The organism is Natrinema sp. CRL1 (assembly GCF_059162405.1).
This window is the reverse complement of sequence record NZ_JBLVOY010000002.1, coordinates 125,961-147,178: the sequence shown is the minus strand read 5'-3', so window position 1 is coordinate 147,178 and position 21,218 is coordinate 125,961. Positions and strand designations below refer to the sequence as shown.

The window sequence follows — 21,218 nt, the reverse complement described above, 5'->3', positions numbered from 1 at the left end:
CGTGAACGGCGGGTTTTGGTCCGCTGTCCCGTTGGGACACACATGTCATCGACTCGTCGCTCGGAAATGGTCGGACGGATCGCCGAACGATTGCGTTGTGTCGCGGCGCGGCTGGCCGCGCTGTGTGCCGGTTCCGACGGTGGCCGGTTTCGGCCGACGGCGGCCGGCGGGGGGCTGCTCGTGCTCGCGAGCGCCGCGGTGAGTCTCGCGTCCGCCCGGGTGCTGGGTGATAGCGTCCGGATCCGCTGGGGCGTCGGCGTCTACTACGGGCCGGAGTACGCGCCGACGCCCGTCGTGCTGGTGCTCTTTCCGGCGATCGTGGCAGCGACCTATCTCGGCCTCCGAGCCCTCGGAACCGCTCTCGAGGCCGTCCCTGAATTCGACCGCCACCGCGGGTACTACGAACTGTGCACGCTGGCGGTCCTCACGGTCCTCGTGCTCGTCCAGATCGCATTCGTCGCGGCGAACCTCCGGTGAACGCGCCGGTGCGTGCCGCGGGAAGTCGCCGCGAGCGGCCGGCGTCGAGGACCCGCGCTACGCTCGCGATCGGTGCCTATCGTAACCGCTGACGGTCACTGGAAACCTGATCGCAGGATAGCACCACGAACGGCGTGTACATCGGTTCAGTGGCTACGATAACCAGCGAGCGACGCGGTCCGCCGGCGACCCGCGTATATACGTCCCTCCATATCTGGGTCCATCCCCTATCGGGTCCCGGTCCGTAGGAACAGGTGTCGAGCCCACCATCTAGACCCATGAAACCGTACGAATTCACCTGCCCGGATTGCGGCCGCAAGATCCCGGTAACCGATCCGATGCGCGAGGCGACGTTAGCCAACGGCTGTCCCGTCTGCGGGCGGTCGGTCGCGGAAAGCCACTTTGCGACCTGATCCCGCTGTGACTGGTCGTCGTTCGATCCCGTCGCAACCCGCTGCTCCCCGGCGGACTGACCCCATGAAAGCGGCCTCGAGCGCCCGGAAGCCGTAGTATTGATATATCACACTTACCGACGGGTGAGCATGTCTCTCACTGCGGTGAGAATCGAATGAGTTGGCAACGGACGCTGGAACGAATCGGCACGGTCACGAGCAAATACTTCGTCCTCTGGGTGCTGATCGTCTCCCCGCTGGCGCTCTACTCGCCCGAGACGTTCACCCCGATCGCGCCCTATATCACCCCGCTGCTGGGCGTCATCATGCTCGGCATGGGGCTCACGCTCACGCCGGCGGATTTCCGCCGCATCTTAGAGCGGCCTCGAGACGTCGTCATCGGGGCGACGAGCCAGTGGCTCCTGATGCCGACGATCGCCTTCGTTCTCGTCTTCGCGCTCGGACTGCCCGAAGAGATCGGGCTCGGACTGATCATCGTCGGCGCGGCGCCGGGCGGGACCGCCTCGAACGTGATGACCTACCTCGGTCGCGGCGACGTCGCGCTGTCGGTGTCGATCACCACGGTGACGACGATCGCCGCGCCGGTGGTGATGCCGGCGTGGATCGTTCTGCTCGCGGGCGAGTCGATCACGGTCACGTTCGCCGAGATGGCGACCTCGATCGTGCAGGTCGTCTTGCTCCCGGTCATCGGCGGGCTGGTCTTGCGCTACGTGCTCGACGAGTACGCGCCGGCGGTCGCACGGGTCGGGCTGTCGATCTTCCCGGCGATCAGCGTGGTCGCAATCGTCGCCATCGTCGCGGCCGTTGTGGGCCTCAACGTCGAGACGATCCTCGGCGCGGGCGCGCTCGTCTTCCTCGCGGTCGTGCTCCACAACGGCCTCGGACTGGGCTCGGGCTACGCCATCGGCCACGCGGCGAACATGGCCGAAGACCGGGCGCGAGCGTGCGCGTTCGAAGTCGGCCTGCAGAACAGCGGACTGGCGGTCGCGCTCGCGACGACCTACTTCAGTCCCGCGGCCGCGCTGATCCCGGCGCTGTTCAGCGTCTGGCACAACGTCTCCGGGCCGGCGCTGGCGACGCTCTTTACCTATCTCGACGGTGATGCGCCCGTCACGGACGACGCGGCCGTCGCCTCCGACTGATCGCTCGGCGCTCGTCGGTCGACCGCCGAACCGATCCTTCGACTTCCTTAAGGTCATTTAATCACCCCTATGATAGGTTTTTACGCCGGAACGGTGTGTTACATTGTATCATGAACGAAATAACGTACGTCCAGAAGGCGTGCGCCTACATCACTCGCGGCACCGGCGAGTTACTGGTCTTCGAGGGCCCCGGCCACGAGGGCTTGCAGATCCCCAAGGGAACGCTCGAGTCGGGCGAATCACCGCGCGAGGCGCTGTTCAGGGAGGTCCTCGAGGAGAGCGGCCTCGGGGCGTTAAACGGGACGAGCCACCTGACGACCGATATCTGGACGCGACGCGAGGGCAGACGCTACGTGCGCCACTTCTTCCACTCGACGGTCCACGAACCGCGCGATCGCTGGACCCACACCGTCACCGACGGCGGCGGGGAACACGGCTCCGAGTTCGAGTTCCGCTGGGTCCGGCCGCGGACCGCGGGGGAGTTCGCGCTCGACCTCGACGAGTACGTCGGCTTGCTCCCGACCGCCACCGGAACCGAGACGGTCGCGAGCCTGTCGGACTGATCACCAGTCGAACATCCGCGACGAGGGTCACACGCTGGACGACAACCGCCCGGAGAACGTCTCGGCGGCGAAACTCTCTATCTCCTCGAGTCGATTACTTCGAGAGCGCGCGTTCGACCGCTTCGGCCACGTCCATCGCCTTCTCGCCCAAGTCCTCGGCAACCAACCCGTCGTCGACGGCCGACTCGAGTTCGTCCGCATCGACGATTTCGACCGTGCCGTCGCCCTGTCGGATCACGTCGACGTAGAGGTCGACGTATCGAACCGTGTCGGGAAAGAGTTCGACGGGGGTACAGACGTTGACGTAGGTCCCTTTCGAGGTGCCGTCGGCCGCCTTGTACGTCGTCGGATACCACCAGCGCCCCTCGCGGAACTTCGTCACGGCCACGTCGCCGGACTCCTTGGCGACCCCGAGCGCGTCGTAGCTGCCGCCGGCGCGCATGGAGCGCTCGAGCGTCACCTTCCCCTCGGGGTCCCAATCGGTGACCTCGCCGCGACCCAGCGAGATGAGCCGGCCGTCGGGTTTGCCGTGTCCGATCTCGAGGCGGTCGCCGTTCGTCGGGCCGAACTGCCGGGCGACCGCGGCGAAGGGGAACTCGCCGTCGGCCGCGCCGTCCGCGCCCATCGAACCGCAGACCGCTTCTGCGAAGTCGACCGCGGCGCTCGCGGCCCGATCGGCGGCTTTGGATCGGTGGTGGCCCGGCATCGTCGTCTCGACCCGCCGGCGGACGCCGTCCAGCGCGAACCGAGTCTTGCGGCCGAACCAGCACCACTCGGTTCGCCGGGGGGCGGCGAGCAGTCCCGGCTCGCCGGGGTCGTCCGGCGCCTCAGAGAGCGCGTCCTCGAGCACCCGCGCCCGGCTCACGGCGTCCTCGAGTGCAGTGCCCATCGCCGCGAGGTCGGCGTCTGTCGCGGCGTGTTGCCAGCGCAGTCCCCAGCCGTCGGGAATATCGACCGAGAGCAGGTCGGTCATGCCGACCAGTTCGTCGCCGCGCTGGCCGCGAAGCGCCGCCGAGACGCCGGTCCGGTCCCGCGAGAGCGTACAGAGGCCGCCCTGGACCTCGAGGGTCGGCCGGACGAGCGGTCGGTCGTCGTCCCACGGCGGCGCGGGCTCGTGGACCTGCACCCGGAACCGGTCACCGTCATCCACGTAGCCGTCCGCGTCGTCGTAGTTGAGATAGCCGCGGCGGCCGTCGCCGAGGTCGACCACCGCACCGCTGCCGCCGGCGGCCTCGAGCACTTCCGCGTCGAAGACCGCGCCGCGAGGGATCTCGTCGTCCCAGCGGAAGGCGTCGATCGCGAGGGCCGCGAGTTCGCCGGCGACCGTTTCGACCGGGTCGGGGTCGCCAGAGATTTCGACCCCTTGCCGGTTACCGGTCGTCTCGATCGTTACGTCCGCCGGCGCGGCGTCGAACGACTGGTCGAAGCGCTCCCGAATCGGCTCGGACGCCTGAACGACCTCGTACCCGGCTTCGCTCAGCAGTTGCGTGACGGCCGTCGTGTAGATGCCCCGGACTCGAGCCGTCGTCATCGCAGGATGTCGCGGTCGGCGGCGAACCGCACCCGATCGTTGATCGTCGGCCCGAGGGAGAGTTCGACGTACTCCTCGTCCAGAATGCGGCCGCCCTCGACGGAAACGCCCCACGTCTCGAAGCGGAGCCAGCCGCGCATCTCGTCGGCGTGGGTCGTGATATCGGCATAGTCGACCTCGTGTTCCGGATAGTCGGCACTCGAGTGGGCCATGTCCATATCCGAGTAGACGGTGTCGTGCTCGTCGAAAAACGCCTCGAGGGCCGCCGCGTCCTCGGCGACGGCTTCGACGACGGCCTCCGAGGCGGCCCGGAGGTCGTCGGTCTCGAGGCCGGCGTCCCGAAGCGCCTGCTGGGTTCGCTGGTCGAAGTGCATACCCGCCGGTTGGGCCGGGAGGCCTTTGATAATTCCGAGTCTGCGCCACCGCACGTGTCGGTCGACCTCGCGAACGCGGTTCTCCGTCCATCGTTTCCGGTGACCGCGAGCGCGTTGTGCCAGTCCGTCCCGGGCGAGACCCTTCTATACGGTCGAGCACCTTCGGAACACATGAATACTGCCACCGCGTCCCGGTGCGGACACGTCCAGGAAGAGCTGACGCGGGAGGCCGTCGGTGCCGTGTGCTGCTGGCGGCCGACGTGGGACGGAACCGACCGGTGTATCTGGCACGCCGACGTAGAAAACAAGCCTCGAGACGAGTTCGAGGCGGCACGACCCGAACGCGAGGAACGCCTCGACGGATCGATCCTCCGCGGCGCATCGCTCGCCGGGTCGGCCCTGTTTTCGGGGTGTACCTTCATCGGCGCGGACTTCACCGGTGCCATCGTTCGCGAGGCAGATTTCTCCGACGCGGACCTCCGTCGAGCGACGTTTCGGGACGTCGACGCGCGCCGCGCTCGCTTCGAACGGGCGACGGTCGAGGATGCGCGGTTCGTCAACACCGATCTCCGGGAGACGAGCTTCGTGGACGCCCGCTTCGACCGCGCGATCTTTTCGAACACGCCGGTAGACCGGGACACGGATTTCGGCGATCCGATCGGATACGAGCGACTGCTCGCCGAGGGAGGCGATCAGGATCGACGGGACGGTCTCGTTGAATCGGCGACGTGGTCGTATCGCGAACTCCAGCGGCTCTTCGACGAGAACGCGATCCCGGAGCAATCGCTTCGATACTACCGCTCGGAGATGGACCTGCGCCGGCGGGTCGCCTGGGCGAGACGGGACTGGATTCGGGCGCTCAAGTTGGCCGGCTCCCACTGGATCATGCGGTACGGGACCAGCCCGTGGCGCGTCGTCGCGAGTTCGCTGGTACTGATACTGCTCTGTGCGCTGCTGTACCCGGTGACCGGCGGTATTCAGACGGTCGGGGTCGACCGGGCGATCACGTACACGCTCGAGAACCCGAGCAGGGCGTCGGTCGGCACGCTCGTCACGGTGTTCCTCGAGAGCCTCTACTTCAGCATCGTCACGTTCGCGACGTTGGGATACGGGGACATTCAGCCGGTGGGGACGTGGGCGCGGTTGCTGGCCGGCTTCGAATCGCTCGTGGGATCGCTGCTGATGGCCCTCCTCGTGTTCGTGCTCACGCGGTCCGTACGGTGAACGCGGTGAGCGGGGTCGATCACGTCTCCTTCCACTCGCCGTACGCAGTCTCGGTGACTTCGCCTTTGGCCCGCCGATCGTGCGGCCAGACGGCGAGTCCCACCGCAACCGCGTAAAACAGGCCGACGGTACTCAGAACGACCGCTCCCGGAATCCGGGGGAGCGATGCGGCCTGTACGAACGGCTGGTCGGAGTAGGCTCCGATTCGAAACGCCCAACTGGCCAGTACGATGGCCAGCAGCGGGAAGTACACCCGTCGGAGCCGCCGTCCGATCGCCTCGTGATAGGGGACCTTTATCGACGGCGTCCGATAGTCCTCGCTCAGTTCCGCCCGCCACCGCGGTCGTTCGACGCCGGCCGACGGATCGAGCGCGTTCGCGAACAGGTTCTCCTGCAACAATCGGGCGCGCGAACGCCACACGTCGTAGCTCTGGTACCGACGCGCCTCGATACAGAGAAACACCGCCATCACGAGCATCCCGACGAGCAGGATGGCGTGGGAGGCCCCGTCGCTCGAGAACGCGTAGACGAGAATCGCCGCCATGACGGTGACCGCCCAGTTGGTCGTCTCGTCGAGTCGCCCGCGCCACGTCGTCACGCGCTCGACCTCGCCGCGGTAGAGGTGCGCAGCGACCGATCCGAGCCCGGTACTCTGGTCGACCATTTCTCGTCCGATTTCCCGCTGTTCAGGCGCTTCCGGGTCGAATTCTCGCTTTCCTCGAGTCATCGCGACAGATACCGCCAGTGGCGGGATAACGAGCGCGCCTACACAACAGGGTAGCCGGCGCAGCGACCCGTATCCGCCGCTGGCGGAGCGCAGCAGCCGTCGGTCGTCCCGGAAGGGGCGATTCGGGGCCGCGGCGAGTATGGCGGATGGATCGAAAGACGCCGTTCGAGTCGCCGGTTGCCGAACCTATACCGGGCCGGCGCGTATACACACGGCCATGCAGCGCAGGCGCGACCCGGTCGAACGAGCGGAGGAGCGAAGCGGCAACGAGGCGAGTGATCTCTACGACGTCTCGACGTGGGAACCGCGATCCATTCCGGATCTGTTCGCGTACACGCTCTACAACGCGGTCAGCTACGGGTTCCGGGCGATCGTGCTGTTGATCGCGATCGCGATCACGCTCTCCCTGCTCGTCTCGCCGGCCGCACTCGTCCTCGAGGACCCGTTCCTCGCCGGCTTCTTCGCGCTATCGGTCGTCCCGGCGGGGCTGCTCGCGGCCTATATCTGGTACGCCGATATCACGACGAGCGAACCGCTTCGACTGCTGGTGGTGACCTTCCTGCTCGCAATCCTGTTCGCGACGTTCGCCGCGGTCGTCAACTCCGTCACGCGACCGCTGTTCGGCGCCGGATTCCTCGGCAGCCTCCTCTTTTTCTACCTGATCGTCGGCCCCATCGAGGAGACCGTAAAGCTGCTCGCCGTGCAGGTGTTCGCTTATCGGAGCACCAGCTTCAACGCGGTCATCGACGGCGCGGTCTACGGGGCCGTCGCCGGACTCGGCTTCGCGGCCATCGAGAACGCGATCTACATCGGCCGCGTCGTCGGCGAGGCAGATCCCGAAGCGGGCGCGCTCGCCACTGCGGGCGGAATCGCCACGGTTCGGGCGCTGGCCGGTCCCGGTCACGTCATCTACTCCGCGATCGCGGGCTACTACCTCGGACTGGCGAAGTTCAACCGCGAGTACGCCGGCCCGATCGTCCTCAAGGGGCTACTCGTCGCCGCCTTCGTCCACGGGACCTACAACGTCACGGTCGGAATCGCTCCCGAGATCATCACCGGGTTCCTCCCGATCGGGACCGGCCTCGCCTTCGTCGCCTACGTGATCGTCTACGACCTCGCGATCGGCTACTACCTCTACCGGAAGATCGCTCGCTACCGCCGGACCTATCAGTCGGTCACGAGCGGCATCGACGGCGATTCGCGGCCCGAACTGACCGAGTTCGAGCCGCCACAGCGCTGATCGGGACAGTAGCGACAACGAGACCAGAGAAAAGAGCGCGAGAGCATAGCCCCGTCGTTAATCGAACCGTGCCTCGAGCAGCCGTTCGACGTACTTCGAGAGCACGTCGACCTCGAGGTGGATCGGGTCGCCGGGCGCTTTCTCGGAAAGCGTCGTCAGGTCGTAGGTCGTCGGGATAATGGCGACGGTGACGCGGTCGGTTTCCGTGTCGAGATCGGCGACGGTCAGGCTGATCCCGTCGAGCGTGATCGACCCCTTCTCGACGACGTAGCGGCCGTACCCCTCGGGGAGGTCGAACTCGAAGAACCAATCCTCGTCGACCGACTCGACGTTCGTCACCGTCGCGACCGCGTCGACGTGGCCCTGCACGACGTGGCCGTCGAACCGGCCGTCGGCCGGCATCGCCCGCTCGAGGTTGACCCGCTCACCCTCTGTGAGTTCGCCTAGATAGGTCCGCTCGACGGTTTCAGTCGCCAGAAAGACCTCGAACCACTCGCCGTCGGCGTACTCCTCGACCGTGAGACACGCGCCGCTGACGCTGATACTCTGGCCGTAGTCGAGTTCCGTCGCGACCTCTTCGGCCCCGATTCGCAGCCGGAGGCCGTCGTCGGTACGCTCTCGAGCGACGATCTTGCCGGTCTCCTCGACGATCCCCGTGAACATACGTACAGGTGGCGGGCGAGGTGGGAAAGCCGTTCCGGGTCCGACTGGGCTCGCGGCGATCGAGTCGAGCCGAGCGCGGGCCGTCGTCGCGTTTTTGGTCGTCCCCCACGATCAACCACCAATGGCCGGCATTATCGATACGATCAAACTCGCGGGTACTCTCGTCTTCGCGCTCCCCGCTGCGATGGCCGGGATCGGGCTTCTCAACGGTGATCGGCCGCTGTTCGGCGGGGCGCTCATCGGGCTCGCGATCGGGCTCATCGTGATTCAACACTGGCTGACGATGCCCACCGATATCCCCGAGATTCTGGCCCAACGGGTCGTCGGAACGGTCGCAAAAGAGCCGGACTCGGAGCCGGACGACGAGCGGTAGCGTCGCGGGAGCGCGAGCGATTCGGTCTGCCGATCGGTTCAGTTCGGTGGTGCGCTGTGGCGCGGTGACGTACGGGGCGCGAGTGCAACGAGCGCCTCGGAAAGCGACGGTGACCGCGGGGAACCGTGAGCCACTGACGAACCGCGACACGACTCTCTGCGAGGGATGTGCGAACGAAGTCACACTTGGCCATCACGACTCGAGTCCCACTGCCCCCGAAAATTACTCGAGCAGTGCCGTCGGCGAAAGCGACTGCGACGGCGCGGCCAGCCAGTCAGGCCGCTCGCCCTCGCCGTTGACCGCCATGAGATCGGCGATCCGGACCCACTGTTCCTCCGCTACTCGAGCGGCCACGTCGAGTCGTACGACCGTTCCGGGATGGATCTCGTCGCCCCCGGCAACGGGGCGTTCGCGCGGTTCGAGGCCGACGCCCGCGACCCGCGTTTCGATCGCGTCGCCGTCGCCGAACCCGAACGAGCGGACCTCCGCCTCGAGGTCGGCTTCGACGGCGGTCACGGACTCGGTTCCGGCAGTCAGCATCGACCGCGCGGAGCGAAACGATTGCGTGACGCCGACGTGGACCCGGCGCTCCCGACCGCCGTCGCTGTCGACGACGAGCGTCCGGACCAAGCCGCCGTAGTAGCCGGCCAGCCCGCGAGGCGCGGTCTCGAGGACAATCGGCTCGCCGGGACGGAGCGGCGTCTCGGAATCGGCGCTCGAGTCGGGATCGACGGCGGTGTTGCCGGCCGGAAACGCACCCACACCGACGATGGCCTCGTCGATCGCGATCCGAAGTCGGGCGGGTGTCAGCGGGTCGGGCTCGCCACCGTCGCTCGCGTCGACTGCGAGTCGCCCGTCGACGACCGTCGTGTCTGCAAGTTCCGCCGCCGCCCGCCGGATCCCGGCGCTCGCAGCCCGCTGGGCGGCCGCAATCCGCTTCCGTTCGCCGGCCGTCTTCGTCGCTCGAGCGCGCTCGAGGGCGTCCGTCGACGCCAGTTCGAAACCGGCCTGCTCGAGGTAGAGTGCGGCGTCGTGTGGCACTCGCGGGGGCGTCAGGAGTCGCCCCTCGAGTCCGCGGTCGGCAAGCGCCGCTGCGAGCCCCTCGGCGGGGTGGCCCCGGGACGCATCGGCCGCCGAGCGGACGAGCCACTCGTCTGCGGTCCCGTCGTAGGCGAGAGCGGTCTGGCCGGTCGACGGTCGTGGGCAGCTATATCGAATCCCCGGATCGTGCTCGGTGCCGACGTGGACGAACGCGGCGGCGTCGCGCTCGGCGAGCGCCCCCGAGATGACCGTCGTCGCGCGGTCGCGTCGCTCGTGGCTATCTGCGGGGCTGTCGGTCTCGGAAAACTGGGCTCCACCTGCGACACCGCGTTCGTTCCCACCGGTCACGGCGCTTCGGCTTCGGCCTCGACTTCGTCCGCATCAGCGTCGGCGACCGGTTCCTGGGCCTCCTCGATCAGTTCCTCGAGGGTCGAGTCGGTCAGCTGATTTCGGAGCAACACGTCGATCGGCAGCGTCGGCGCGCCGTCGACGAGGTTTTCGAGCAAGACGAGCCGTTCGCGGGCCCGAGACATGCCGACGTAGAAGACGCGGCGCTCGTTGTCGGTCAGCACGGGAACTGGCGAGGTGGTCTTGGTGAACTCCTCGCAGTTGGGGACATCTGTAGGGTCGTCGACGGTGGCGACCATCTGCTCGACGACCTTCTCGGTGAGGTCGGTGCCGACGAAGACGTGGTCGGCCTCGCGACCCTTCGCGGAGTGGATCGTGCCGACGCGGACGCGGTCGGTGTCCATCCCCTGATACTCGCCGATGGCGAAGTACGAGCGGATGCTCTTCTTCTGGAAGTTGGTGACTTTCCGGAGCATGTCGGCCGCCGACCCTGGGCCGGGCATGAACGGCGCGTGGTCCTCGACGACCTTGGCGGGGATCATGAGATTTTCGAGGTCGTCGATACCGGCTTCCTCCTGCCGGTCGTCGATCTCGTCGAAGAGGGCGTCGCGTTCCTTCGTGCCGAAGGCCGAGTCCTGTAGCATATCGGCGAGTCGCCGGGCCTGCAGGCCGGTAACGTCCTCGCCGGCGTCGATGGCCTCGACTGCGCGGACATATTGCGTGAGCCGATCGGTCCACATCCGCTGGTCGGTCAGGGAGGTAAACGGAACTCCCTCAGTGATGAACTCGTCGATGAACTGGAACATCTGGTAGCGCGCCCGGAACAGGACCATGATGGTGCCGTCGCCCTCGACGAGCGTGCGTCGAACCATCCGGACCACGTCGAGCATCGAGCCGTTCGTCCGCGCCTCGACGGCCCCGCCTTCGGTCCGCGGCTTGAGGTCCTTGTCCTGGCGCTGATCGATGTGGCGGATCTCCTTGTTGACCGCGTTGAGCACGTTCGACGGCAGTCGGTAGGAGTTCGGGAGAATAACGTCCTCGTCGACCTCCTCCTCGAGGAGGAGCGCGGGATCGGCACCTTGCCACGAGTAGACGACCTGATCGTCGTCGCCGGCGATCAGGACCTGTTCCATGTGGGGTTTCCACTCCTCGTAGACATCGTACTGCAGCGTCGTGATGTCCTGGAACTCGTCGATCACTAGGTAGTCGACGCTCGGCAGGAGCGAGCGTTGCTGGACCCGCTCGAGCATGTCCGCGAAACCGATTTTCCCGTTTTCACCCTTGTAGGAGCGCCACGCGCGGATGGCTTCGGGGACGTCGATCCGGTCGTCGTCGCTCGGCCACGTTGGGGTGTACTTGTTGCCCTCCTGTGCGTTCGGGTCGATTTCGGGCGGCAGTCTGACTTCCTCCTCGTCCCACTGGAACGGAACGTCGTACCAGTCGGAGACGTCGCGGCTGGTCCGCTGGAGCCACTGGCTCGTCGCGATGACCTTGTTGCCGATCGTCGTCGAGCGGGCGGTCCGGCGGCCGGCACCCGAGTACTCGTCTTCGTACTCGATGCCGTATTCGTCACAGAACTCCTCCTTATCGGATTCGCCGATCACGTCGCTTCGAGAGAGATCGAGCAGTTCGTAGGCCTTGGCGTGCATCGTACAGACGTTTCCTTGCAGTGCACGCGGGCTCTCGTCGAGTCGCTCGGCAAGCCGCTCGCGAACCTCTTGGGCCGCCGCTCGCGTATACGAGACGACGAGAATGTCGCGAAAGGTGACGCCGTCCTGCTCGAGAATTTCCTCGACGTGGTCGAGAAGGGCGGTCGTCTTCCCGCTCCCGGGACCACCGAACAGGCGGGTAACCGTCGTATCCGTCGTAGTCATTGTAGCGACACAAGAGCGCGACACCCATAAGTGACGTGGGTTTTCTGCGACAGAAACGAGCGGTCAGGGATCGCGGGGAGAACGGGCCTCGCGGACGTCGGCACCGTCGCGAATTTTGTCCTGACAGTCCGGACAAACGCGCGGATCGTCGACACCCGGCGGGGTGAACACTCGAGCGTAGGCGTCCGTCACGAACCCGCCGCAGTTCTGACATTCCGGCATCGTTATTCTCACCGGACGATGGTCAGTAATGCACCATAATTGTGTCGGAATATTGGATAGAAACCGGCACACAATCGGCGACTGAACGTGTCTGAGTACTGGGAAAATGACGAATTACGTCGGATCGACACGGCGCGTCGATCCAGGCAGGCAGACGGCAGTCGGAGTCGAGCGGCCGGCGGCCGGCAGTCGGAGTCGACCGCGCGCTACGGCGCTGGTTCCCACCCGCAGACGGTACAGGAGTGAGCGGACGTGTCGTGGAGACCGCCGCATTCGGGACACTGCTTCTTGTTATACTCCTGCTCCCACCCTACTCGTTCGACCGAGTGGCCGCGATCGGACAGGAATTGATCGATGACGTCGTCACCGGCATCAGTGGGTGAGGTTGCCATAGGTGTGTGAATGACCACCACGCTATTAAATCGTTGGGTCGGTGAAGATCCTGCCACCTCCGCGCGGGAACGCGTCGTCGCGCCAGCCACGAAACGAAGGTCACACGCCGTCGCGTCCGCAAGCCGCTGCAGGCGAACCGACCCGCGAACTTTTCTCCCTCTCGCGCCAACACACCCCCATGAGCGACCTGCGTCTCGATTCGACCCAACTCGATCGCTACTCGAGACACGTCATTATGGACGAGATCGGCCCCGAGGGCCAGCAACGCCTGCTCGAGGGCTCCGTGCTGGTCGTCGGCGCGGGCGGGCTAGGGTCGCCGGCGATCCAGTACCTCGCGGCGGCCGGCGTCGGCCGACTGGGGATCGTCGACGACGACGTCGTCGAACGATCGAACCTCCAGCGCCAGATCGTCCACCGCGACGACGACGTGGGGCGACCGAAAGTCGAGAGCGCCGCCGATTACGTCGCCGGGCTGAACCCCGACATCGAGGTCGAGACCTACGAGACCCGCGTCACGGCCGACACCGTCGCGGACCTCGTCGCGGCGTACGACATCGTCGTAGACGCCAGCGACAATTTCGCCACCCGGTACCTGCTCAACGACCACTGCGTGCTCACCGAGATGCCGCTGTTCCACGGCGCGATCTACCGCTTCGAGGGGCAGATCACGTCCTTTACCAACGAACGCGGCGACGACCGCGCCGAGTCACCGCCGTGTTACCGCTGTCTCTTCCCCGAGGCACCCGAGCCCGGAACCGTTCCCGACTGCGCGACCACCGGCGTGCTCGGTGTTCTCCCCGGCACCGTCGGCTGCATTCAGGCCACCGAGGCCGTCAAGTACCTTCTCGGCAAGGGCGACCTGCTCGAGGGACGGCTGCTGATGTACGACGCGATGGGCATGACCTTCGAGGAGGTCCCGATCCAGTCGAACCCGGCGTGTCCGGTCTGTGGCGAGGACCCCGAGATCGAGTCCGTCGGGGATGTCGCCTACGAGGGAACCTGCGAAATCTCGGCCGACTGACCGGCGGCGAGACGATCGATCCCGAGGAGGGACCGACGCCCGCACCGGCCCGACGGCTCACGGCCGGTCGCTTGCCGTATCGAAACCCCTCGAGCGGACGGCGGTGGGCAGTCGTAGAGCGCCGGCGACGGCGAGACAGGAGACAAAGGCGGTGGTACCGAGCTTGCCGCCCGCACCGGACAGGGCCGGCGCGACCGCGAGATAGACGAGACCACAGAGGCAGCCGGCGGCGGCGACCTGTCCGATGGTCGCCAACCGCTTGTCGCCAGACATCCCGACGAACGAGGCACAGAAAGCGACCGCGGCCAGCGTCGACCCGAACGACGGGAGAAGCGAGGGGAGTGCGACGCCGGCGACGAGGCCGATCGCGGCGGAGGCAACGACGGCGCTGGTACCCCAACGGGTCCGAAGCGCGACGGTCGCGACCGCCGCGACGACGGCGACGGCGACTATCGGCGGGCCGAGTCGTGGCTCGAGCGCGCTGGCGGCCGCGTAATCGACGTCGAGTGCGGCGACCGCCGCGATGCAGCCGAAGAGGGCGATGGTCCCGTACTTGCCGCCGAAGCCGTCGAACGAGCCGGTCGTCAGGACGAACGCGAGGCCGGCGATGGTCCCGGCGATCGCGACCGGCTCGAGCGAGGGAAAGACGGCGGGCGAGGCCATCCCGACGAACGTCCCGCAGTAGGCCGGGCCGTCGACCCGGGGGAGCCCGACGCCCACGAGCAGGCCGACGACGGCAGCAGCCACGACCGGGCCGAGCCCGGCGTGAACGCTCAGGCCGTACGTGACCACCGCCGCGGCCGCGACCGCGAGCGCATCGACGGCGTCCGCTCGAGCGAGTTCGCTCCCGTCGAGGCTCGAGAGTCGCCGTCGCTCCGTCGCGGCGACGACGGTCCCGGTGAGCCCGGCACCGAGCAGCACCCAGACCGCTCCGACGTAGCGTTCGGGCGGCGCACGGACGGCACCGAGGAGCAACGTGGCCGGCGTCACGAGCAGCGCGAGGTAGCCAGCGGCTCGGGTCGGACCGTACACACACCAACTCTCCCGAAGGGGTCCGAGAGGGTTACGATTCGGAGAACAGAGTGGCGGCCGTCAGGTCGCGGACGCGACGGTCGGCCGCCGTCTCGCGGGCCCGCCTCAACTCCGCAGCAGGCCCCCGTCGATCGGGATCTCGGCTCCGTTGACGAAACTGGCACGCGGGCTCGAGAGGAAGGCGACGACGTCGCCCAGTTCGCGGGGGTCGCCGATGCGGTCCATCGGAATGTCGTCGGCCATCGCGGCAAGTCCCTGCTCGTAGTCGTCGTAGGTGCCGCGCTCGACGCGGGCCTCGAGGAGTTCCTCGATCCGGGCCGTTTCGATCGTCCCCGGGAGGACCGCGTTAGCACGGATTTCGGGGGCGAACTCCCGCGAAACCGTTTTGACGAGGCCGATCACGCCCCGGCGCACCGAGTTCGAGAGCAGCAGGCCGTCCGCCACCTCCCGGACGGTCCGGGAGGTGATGCAGGTGATCGTCCCGTGGTCGGACGCGAGGAGGTGCTCGTAGCTCTCCTCGATCGTCCAGACGACGCTCATCACCAGCAGGTCGTAGGCCTGATACCAGTCCTGTTCGTCGGTCTCGAGGAAGGTCGTACTCGGCGGGCCGCCAGAGGAGGTGACGACGTGATCGAGCCCGCCGAAGGCGTCGACCGTCTCGCTCACGAGGTGGGAGACGTCGTCCGGATCGGTGAGGTCGGCCTGCACGGCGAGCACCTCGCCGTCGCCCATCTCGGCGAGTTCGTCGCGCGCGTCCTCGAGTCGCGCCGCGTCGCGGCCACAGATCGCGACGTTTGCGCCGTCCGCTGCCAACGCCTGTGCGCTCGCAAAGCCGAGGCCGCTCGAGGCGGCGGTCACCAGTGCGCTGTTGCCGTCGAGGTCGAAGTCCATACCGGGGTCGACGGGGGCGGCCTACAAATCTCTCCGGGAATCGACCGCGTCTGATCCGGCGGTTGGGCGAACATCGCTGTACTATAGTCGGGCGAGCCCGGAGTGACACCGATGTCGTGGCCGCTGCTCTTCGTCGCGGGACTGTTCGAAATCGCGTGGGCCATCGGGCTCCACTACTCCGATGGGCTCTCGAGGCCGATCCCGACCCTCGGGACGGCGGTCGCGCTCGTCCTGAGTATGGTACTCCTCTCGCGGGCGGTGCAATCCCTGCCGATCGGAACCGCCTACGCGGTCTGGACCGGAATCGGCGCGGTCGGAACGGCGACGCTCGGAATCGCGTTGCTCGACGAACCGGCAACGGTGGCCCGGCTCGGTTTCATTTCCCTCATCGTCGTCGGAATCGTCGGCCTGCATCTCGTTTCGACCGGCTGATCCCGCCGACGGAACTCGGCTCGACACCGTCCGGTCGGGTCAGCCCTGATGGCGAACGCGGACCATTCCTTCCGAGGTCACCCCGACGATCAGCGGCGTCGACACCTGCCGACCGGTGACGGCCGATCCCGCGGCGTCGCTGACGACCTTCATCAGGTCCGGCGCGGTGTGATCGACCTTGACGCCGGCCTCGTCACAGGCGTCGTAGACCAACTGGGGCACGTCGTAGAGGTCGGTGCCCGAGGGAACCCGAACCCGGACCGGCGCGCGAAGCGCCTCCGCGAACGCGACCGTCTCACGGGCTTTCGAGACGTTCTCGCGGGCGCTCGACTCGATCGAGGAGACGTTCGCCCGCGAGGTCCCGAGCGCGTCGGCGATATCGGCCTGCGAAACCTCGCGTTCCCGCAGTGCGAGCACCTGCGCCTGCCGGTAGGTCAACACGCTCGTCTCGGGGTCGAACCCGATCTCCTCGAGGAGTTCCTCGACGTCGTCGATCACGGCGACATCCCTCTCCCGAATCCGTGGACTCGCGTGTGCATGTGTATTGCCTAATTTCGGCGGGATCAAAGCTTCCCGGGTCTCGGCACTGCGTGAGCCGCGCGACCGCCGGACTCGAGATCGGGATCTGCGAAACTATAGTAGCCACTGAAACGATTTACACACTGATCGCAACGCAGTCGTGCGATCAGGTGTGCACTGACTTTCAGTGGCTACTATAGACGAGGCCGTCGCGACTGGTCGAATACGGACAGCGGAAAACGGATCGCGGTCGGGGTCGAGCGCTCGAGTCAGTCGGCCGACTGACCGGTCGCGGGGTACTCCTCGTCGGACAGAACGTCGCTTACGGTCCGTCGTGCCTGTCGGGCTAGCGAGCCGGCGAACCGGACAACGTTCGCGGGGCCGTCGCGGGGCCCGGGCGAGCGGTAGGAGACGATCAGCGACCACATCGTCGCGACGCCGAGCGAGCCCGCGGCCGAGAAGGTCATTCCCATCGTCGCGTACGTCACGGCGTAGATCGCGCCGATTGTCATCGAGGGAACGCTCGAGCCGAGCGGGATGTTCGCCGTCGTGTCGCGCACCGTCGGCGCGAGGAACACGATCGAGAGGACGCTTCCGGCGAGGAATATCAGGTCTTGCCACATCATAGTCATTCATAACTCGGGTGCGAGTAAATACTTCTCGGTATCGAACCGGGTCGAAATATATTCGAATTTGTCTGTAAAATACGGCTGACTATCTCCGGGCACGGAGTTTCGCGATCTCGAGAAAGGGACCGATCCTGGGGGCCGCAACGTCGCGTCGGCCCGGTCTCGGCGTCAGTGCTCGAGGTCCCAGCGTTCGGCCTCGAGTCCGGCGAGATCGTCGGCGACGCCGTCAGCGAGCCGGTATGCGGAGCCTTCGCGAACGACGGTGCCCGCTCGTTCGAGGTGTTCCAGATGCGCGTATGACTCGCCGGGGCCGTGGAGGATGTGGATGCCGTCGAGGTCGCCGAACAGGTCGGCGCTGACCGTCCACACGTCGCAGGGGCCGAGCCGATTCAGCGCGTCGAGGACCCGCCACGAGCGCTCCGCGTGGTGGTCGATAATGTCCTGTGCCCGCTCGGCGGGGTCGTCGATCGGGTCGCGGTGGCCCGGCCACGCACGGGCGTAGTCGGCGTCGGTGATCCCCTGCAGCGCGCGGAGGTACTTCTCGAGCGGGCGGTCGACGCGGACGTCTGCACCGCCGACGTTTGGCGTGTAGACGGGCAACAGCGTATCGCCCGCGAACACCTCCCGGCCCCGCTCGAGGTCGGCCTCGAACATGCACAGTCCGGCCGCGTGCCCGGGCGTGTGGACGACCTCGAGTTCGGTGCCGGGGACCGAGAACGTGTCACCGTCGGCGAACGGGGTCACGGTCGGCGTCTCGGTCGCCATCACATCGGGGCGCATGCGCTCCCGTAGGACCTCGCGCTCGGCCTCGGGCATGCCCCACTCCTCGAAGTACCGCTCTTGGCGGTCGTACATCGTCTCCCACGCGTCTTCGTCGCCTTCGATAAGCGCCGCGTCGGCGGCGTGTGCGTACACGTCGGCCCCGCTTGCGGCCTGAATGTCGCCGGCCAGCCCGCAGTGGTCGTGGTGCCAGTGTGTGAGGAAGATTCGGTCGATAGCCGCGAACTCGAGTCCGCGGTCGGCGAGTGCTGCCTCGAGGGCCTCGCGTGTCGCGTCGGTCCAGTCGCCGGTATCGATCAGCGCCGTCTCCGAGCCATCGGTGAAGAGGTAGGCGTTGTTGTCACCCTCGAAAGCCGAGTTCGACAGCGAAATGCGCTCCATGCGTCTCCATCGCACGGGACCGAGAAAACGTTGTGTGAGCCGGAACGGTGCGTCGATAAGCACAGCGGCTGAACCAGGCCAGTTGAACGCCGGAGAAAATCAACCGATACAGCGCGATCTGTCCACTCGAGGGGGCGTTACGAGCCCCAGAAGTTATCGCGACTGCCGAGTCGCTCGCGCTCGGGACCGCCGTCGTCGTCCGCACCGGACTCGGCGTCAACGGCATCACCACCGTCACCGTCGTCTCCCGACGCCGCGCTCTCCTCGTCGGAGTCGTCTTCGTCGGGATCCATCGGGAGGAGTTCCAACTCCTCGGCGCGCGCGTGATTGCTGTGTACCCGCGTGATCTCGACTCGCGCGCGGGCTTCCGGCAGGACGCCATCGACCATCACGATGAACCCGTCCTCGGTTCGGCCGACGCCGGCACCGCTTTCGTGCATATCGACGACGTCGATGACGACTTCCTCGCCCGACTTGACCGGCTGTGTTTTGAGGTCTTCGATCGGTTGGCCGTAGTGGTTACACCACTCCTTGCCACCCCGATCACCGTAGTGTTGACATCCCATTCCCGAAATCCGTTCGGAGAACTCCGGGCAGTCGTCGGCGAGTGGACAGTCTGCCATACTCAGCACTACCAGCGGTGGCGTTAAACCGTTTCCGTCTTGGAGATCGACCGGGCACGCAAACGAAACGCTGGTAGCTCACTCCCCGGAGACCGCCAGCAAACGTAGCGCGAAACAAATCATTCGAAAAACATGGTAACTGAACGGCTTCCCCGTGAGGGGCGGTTTCGAAAAGATTTACGGTATGGACGTAGCAGTGACAAACGATGAAAATTCTCGTAACGGTCAAAGAGGTGGCGACCGTCGAAGACGAGTTCGAAATCGAGGGAACCGAAATCGCAGACCAGTACCTCGGTGCCGACCTCAACGAGTGGGATGATTACGCGATCGAAGAAGCCGTCCAGTTGCAGGAAGACGGCATCGCCGACGAAGTCGTGACCGTCACCATCGGACCGGAAGAGTGTGAACAGACCATCCGGCAGGCCCTCGCGAAGGGTGCCGACCGCGCGGTTCGCGTCTGGGACGACTCCCTCGAGGACATCGATCTGCTCGATGTCAACGCCAAGACGGAGATCCTGAGCGCCGTCGTCGAGGAAGAGGACCCCGACCTCGTGCTCTCGGGTGTCCAAGCCGGCGACGACAGCTTCGCCGCGACCGGCGTCTCCGTCGCCGAGAACCTCGGCTTCCAGTGGGGGGCCGTCGTCAACCACCTCGAGCACGACTTCGACGACGACCTGGCTTCGGTGCGACGCGAACTCGAGGGCGGCGTCGAGGAGCTGACCGACATCGAGCTTCCGGCCGTGCTGACGATCCAGACGGGGATCAACGAGCCCCGCTACGCGAGCCTGCGGGGCATCCGGCAGGCCCAACAGAAGCCGATGGACGTCAAGGCACTCGCCGACATCGGCGTCGACGAGAGCGCGATCGAGGCCGACCTCGAGCTGACGGCCATGTACGAGCCCGAAAGCGAGAGCGACGCGACGTTCTGGGAGGGCAGCGCCGAGGAGACCGCCTCGGAGCTGGGTGAACTGCTCCGCGACAAGGGGGTGGCACAATGAGCGACATCCTCGCGGTCGCGGACCACCGCCGCGGCGAACTGCGCGATGTCAGCTACGAGATCATCACCGCCGGCCGCCAGCTCGCCGACGAGACCGGCGGCGACCTCCATCTCGCGGTTATCAGCGGCACCGTCGACGACTTCGCCGCGAAGCTCAACCGCGACGGCGTCGACGCGATCCACACCGTCTCTCACGGCGAGGAGTTCAACCACGACGTCTACACGCAGGCGATTACGCAGCTCTACGACGAACTCGCCCCGCAGTACGTGTTGACACCCAACAGCGTCAATGGCCTCGACTACGCCCCCGCCGTCGCCAATCAACTCGATCTGCCGGTCGTCACCGACACGATCGGCCTCGACAACGACGACGAGACGCTCGTCGCCACCCGCGAGATGTACGGCGGCAAGGTCGAGACGACCACCGAACTCGCCGGCGACGCGGTCGTCACGATCCGCGGTGCCGAGTGGCCCGCCGCCGAAGGAACCGGCGACGCCGCGATCGAGGCCTTCGAGGCCGACATCGACGAGGACGCCGTCGGTTCGACCGTCAACGGCTTCGAGGAAGTCGGCGGCGGCGACGTTGACATCAGCGAGGCCGACGTGCTCGTCTCGATCGGCCGCGGGATCGAGGAAGAGGAGAACCTCGATCTCATCCGGGATCTGGCGGACGCACTCGGCGCGACGCTGTCCTCGTCCCGCCCGATCGTCGACAACGGCTGGCTGCCCAAGAACCGGCAGGTCGGCCAGTCCGGCAAAGTCGTCACCCCCGACGTCTACATCGCCATCGGGATCTCCGGCGCAGTCCAGCACGTCGCCGGCATGAAGGGCTCCGATACGATCGTCGCGATCAACACGGACCCCAACGCGCCGATCATGGACATCGCCGACTACGCGATCGTCGACGACCTCTTCGACGTCGTCCCCGAACTCATCGAGGAGTTCCAGTAGCTGTCCCGCGAACGAGCATCGCGAGTGAGCGGTCTTCCTCGTGAACGGAGTGGACGAGGGCTCGGAAGAACGGAGTTCTTCCGGTGTTTTTGGTCCAAGTTTTTGCGAGAGTGATCGCGAACGGAGTGAGCGATCCGAGCGGAAAAAGGTGGTCGCACGTTGTCCCCGAACTCATCGAGGAGTTTCAGTAGTCGTCTCGCGACGGTCGGCTCGTCGTTTCGTGAGGCTCGTTTCGATCCGCGTTTTTGATCCCGTCGACTCGAGTAGCGATGCGGAACCCCGCCGTGCGACCGGTTGATTGCCCGCTTTCCTGCAGAGCTGTCGTCGCAGGTGGAAAGGAATCGATCCGTTAGCTAC

General features: G+C 66.5%; 25 protein-coding genes. 11 read left to right on the top strand and 14 right to left on the bottom strand.

The features are described 5' to 3' along the window. The first annotated feature begins 42 nt into the window (after window positions 1–42). From ACJYUO_RS06485 to ACJYUO_RS06470, 4 genes are all read left to right on the top strand, one after another. Complete coding sequence (locus tag ACJYUO_RS06485) at window positions 43–477, top strand: hypothetical protein (protein WP_494344575.1); 435 nt, start codon at window positions 43–45, stop codon at window positions 475–477. A 278-nt stretch (window positions 478–755) separates the two neighbouring features. Next, on the top strand, window positions 756–890 hold the full coding sequence (locus ACJYUO_RS06480) for a DUF7560 family zinc ribbon protein (RefSeq protein WP_494344574.1): 135 nt from the start codon (window positions 756–758) through the stop codon (window positions 888–890). A 155-nt stretch (window positions 891–1,045) separates the two neighbouring features. Then, a complete protein-coding gene (locus ACJYUO_RS06475) occupies window positions 1,046–2,032 on the top strand; it encodes a bile acid:sodium symporter family protein (protein ID WP_494344573.1) in 987 nt (328 codons plus the stop codon). Window positions 2,033–2,142: 110 nt separating this feature from the next. Continuing rightward, window positions 2,143–2,595, top strand: a complete 453-nt coding sequence (locus tag ACJYUO_RS06470; RefSeq protein WP_494344572.1) for an NUDIX hydrolase — start codon at window positions 2,143–2,145, stop codon at window positions 2,593–2,595. Window positions 2,596–2,689: 94 nt separating this feature from the next. On the opposite strand, the gene ACJYUO_RS06465 is transcribed toward ACJYUO_RS06470, so the two are convergent. Both ACJYUO_RS06465 and ACJYUO_RS06460 read right to left on the bottom strand, forming a co-directional pair. Beyond that, the gene (locus ACJYUO_RS06465) at window positions 2,690–4,126 is read right to left on the bottom strand and encodes a ribonuclease FAU-1 family protein (protein ID WP_494344571.1); all 1,437 of its coding nucleotides are present in this window, start codon (window positions 4,124–4,126) and stop codon (window positions 2,690–2,692) included. Beyond that, entirely contained in the window at window positions 4,123–4,500 is a 378-nt protein-coding gene (locus tag ACJYUO_RS06460; protein WP_494344570.1) for a DUF7532 family protein, read from the bottom strand. Before ACJYUO_RS06460 ends, ACJYUO_RS06465 begins: the two co-directional genes overlap by 4 nt. A 171-nt stretch (window positions 4,501–4,671) precedes the next feature. On the opposite strand from ACJYUO_RS06460, the gene ACJYUO_RS06455 reads away from it, so the two are divergent. Further along, window positions 4,672–5,724 carry a pentapeptide repeat-containing protein gene (locus tag ACJYUO_RS06455; protein WP_494344569.1) on the top strand — a complete coding sequence of 351 codons (1,053 nt, stop codon included), beginning with the start codon at window positions 4,672–4,674 and terminating at the stop codon, window positions 5,722–5,724. A 19-nt stretch (window positions 5,725–5,743) separates the two neighbouring features. Here the strand turns inward: ACJYUO_RS06455 and ACJYUO_RS06450 are convergent, their stop codons facing one another. Next, the gene (locus ACJYUO_RS06450) at window positions 5,744–6,451 is read right to left on the bottom strand and encodes a DUF2270 domain-containing protein (protein WP_494344568.1); all 708 of its coding nucleotides are present in this window, start codon (window positions 6,449–6,451) and stop codon (window positions 5,744–5,746) included. A 217-nt stretch (window positions 6,452–6,668) separates the two neighbouring features. On the opposite strand from ACJYUO_RS06450, the gene ACJYUO_RS06445 reads away from it, so the two are divergent. Continuing rightward, window positions 6,669–7,691 carry a PrsW family intramembrane metalloprotease gene (locus ACJYUO_RS06445; RefSeq protein WP_494344567.1) on the top strand — a complete coding sequence of 341 codons (1,023 nt, stop codon included), beginning with the start codon at window positions 6,669–6,671 and terminating at the stop codon, window positions 7,689–7,691. A 57-nt stretch (window positions 7,692–7,748) separates the two neighbouring features. On the opposite strand, the gene ACJYUO_RS06440 is transcribed toward ACJYUO_RS06445, so the two are convergent. Next, the gene (locus ACJYUO_RS06440; RefSeq protein WP_494344566.1) at window positions 7,749–8,354 is read right to left on the bottom strand and encodes a riboflavin synthase; all 606 of its coding nucleotides are present in this window, start codon (window positions 8,352–8,354) and stop codon (window positions 7,749–7,751) included. A gap of 121 nt (window positions 8,355–8,475) precedes the next feature. Here ACJYUO_RS06440 and ACJYUO_RS06435 point away from each other — a divergent pair, with 121 nt between their 5' ends. Beyond that, the gene (locus ACJYUO_RS06435) at window positions 8,476–8,727 is read left to right on the top strand and encodes a DUF7533 family protein (RefSeq protein ID WP_494344565.1); all 252 of its coding nucleotides are present in this window, start codon (window positions 8,476–8,478) and stop codon (window positions 8,725–8,727) included. A gap of 222 nt (window positions 8,728–8,949) precedes the next feature. Here ACJYUO_RS06435 and ACJYUO_RS06430 read toward each other — a convergent pair whose 3' ends face one another. The 4 genes from ACJYUO_RS06430 to ACJYUO_RS06415 all read right to left on the bottom strand — a co-directional run bounded on the left by ACJYUO_RS06430 (window position 8,950) and on the right by ACJYUO_RS06415 (window position 12,604). Continuing rightward, entirely contained in the window at window positions 8,950–10,116 is a 1,167-nt protein-coding gene (locus ACJYUO_RS06430) for a M24 family metallopeptidase (protein WP_494344564.1), read from the bottom strand. Next, the gene (locus ACJYUO_RS06425; protein ID WP_494344563.1) at window positions 10,113–11,990 is read right to left on the bottom strand and encodes a UvrD-helicase domain-containing protein; all 1,878 of its coding nucleotides are present in this window, start codon (window positions 11,988–11,990) and stop codon (window positions 10,113–10,115) included. Before ACJYUO_RS06425 ends, ACJYUO_RS06430 begins: the two co-directional genes overlap by 4 nt. Before the next feature lie 63 nt (window positions 11,991–12,053). Further along, window positions 12,054–12,212 carry a DUF7563 family protein gene (locus tag ACJYUO_RS06420; RefSeq protein WP_494344562.1) on the bottom strand — a complete coding sequence of 53 codons (159 nt, stop codon included), beginning with the start codon at window positions 12,210–12,212 and terminating at the stop codon, window positions 12,054–12,056. Between the two features lie 206 nt (window positions 12,213–12,418). After that, on the bottom strand, window positions 12,419–12,604 hold the full coding sequence (locus ACJYUO_RS06415; RefSeq protein WP_083902775.1) for an HVO_0416 family zinc finger protein: 186 nt from the start codon (window positions 12,602–12,604) through the stop codon (window positions 12,419–12,421). Between the two features lie 179 nt (window positions 12,605–12,783). On the opposite strand from ACJYUO_RS06415, the gene ubaA reads away from it, so the two are divergent. Next, window positions 12,784–13,626, top strand: a complete 843-nt coding sequence (ubaA, locus tag ACJYUO_RS06410) for an SAMP-activating enzyme E1 (protein ID WP_494344561.1) — start codon at window positions 12,784–12,786, stop codon at window positions 13,624–13,626. A 57-nt stretch (window positions 13,627–13,683) separates the two neighbouring features. On the opposite strand, the gene ACJYUO_RS06405 is transcribed toward ubaA, so the two are convergent. Together ACJYUO_RS06405 and ACJYUO_RS06400 are read right to left on the bottom strand one after the other, a co-directional pair. Next, window positions 13,684–14,658, bottom strand: a complete 975-nt coding sequence (locus tag ACJYUO_RS06405; protein WP_494344560.1) for a hypothetical protein — start codon at window positions 14,656–14,658, stop codon at window positions 13,684–13,686. Window positions 14,659–14,763: 105 nt separating this feature from the next. Then, window positions 14,764–15,549, bottom strand: coding sequence for an SDR family oxidoreductase (locus ACJYUO_RS06400; RefSeq protein ID WP_494344559.1), 786 nt, complete (start codon window positions 15,547–15,549; stop codon window positions 14,764–14,766). 111 nt (window positions 15,550–15,660) lie between these two features. Here ACJYUO_RS06400 and ACJYUO_RS06395 point away from each other — a divergent pair, with 111 nt between their 5' ends. Continuing rightward, window positions 15,661–15,981, top strand: coding sequence for a DMT family transporter (locus ACJYUO_RS06395; protein WP_494344558.1), 321 nt, complete (start codon window positions 15,661–15,663; stop codon window positions 15,979–15,981). A gap of 39 nt (window positions 15,982–16,020) precedes the next feature. Here the strand turns inward: ACJYUO_RS06395 and ACJYUO_RS06390 are convergent, their stop codons facing one another. The 4 genes from ACJYUO_RS06390 to ACJYUO_RS06375 all read right to left on the bottom strand — a co-directional run bounded on the left by ACJYUO_RS06390 (window position 16,021) and on the right by ACJYUO_RS06375 (window position 18,913). Next, entirely contained in the window at window positions 16,021–16,479 is a 459-nt protein-coding gene (locus ACJYUO_RS06390) for a Tfx family DNA-binding protein (RefSeq protein WP_494344557.1), read from the bottom strand. Between the two features lie 290 nt (window positions 16,480–16,769). Beyond that, window positions 16,770–17,126 (bottom strand): hypothetical protein, encoded by a 357-nt coding sequence (locus ACJYUO_RS06385; RefSeq protein WP_494344556.1) that lies wholly within the window; start codon window positions 17,124–17,126, stop codon window positions 16,770–16,772. Between the two features lie 171 nt (window positions 17,127–17,297). Beyond that, complete coding sequence (locus ACJYUO_RS06380; protein ID WP_494344555.1) at window positions 17,298–18,290, bottom strand: MBL fold metallo-hydrolase; 993 nt, start codon at window positions 18,288–18,290, stop codon at window positions 17,298–17,300. 137 nt (window positions 18,291–18,427) lie between these two features. Next, complete coding sequence (locus ACJYUO_RS06375) at window positions 18,428–18,913, bottom strand: TRAM domain-containing protein (RefSeq protein WP_494344554.1); 486 nt, start codon at window positions 18,911–18,913, stop codon at window positions 18,428–18,430. A 206-nt stretch (window positions 18,914–19,119) separates the two neighbouring features. On the opposite strand from ACJYUO_RS06375, the gene ACJYUO_RS06370 reads away from it, so the two are divergent. Together ACJYUO_RS06370 and ACJYUO_RS06365 are read left to right on the top strand one after the other, a co-directional pair. Further along, window positions 19,120–19,911, top strand: coding sequence for an electron transfer flavoprotein subunit beta/FixA family protein (locus tag ACJYUO_RS06370; protein ID WP_494344553.1), 792 nt, complete (start codon window positions 19,120–19,122; stop codon window positions 19,909–19,911). After that, the gene (locus ACJYUO_RS06365) at window positions 19,908–20,861 is read left to right on the top strand and encodes an electron transfer flavoprotein subunit alpha/FixB family protein (protein ID WP_494344552.1); all 954 of its coding nucleotides are present in this window, start codon (window positions 19,908–19,910) and stop codon (window positions 20,859–20,861) included. Before ACJYUO_RS06370 ends, ACJYUO_RS06365 begins: the two co-directional genes overlap by 4 nt. Window positions 20,862–21,218 lie beyond the last annotated feature (357 nt).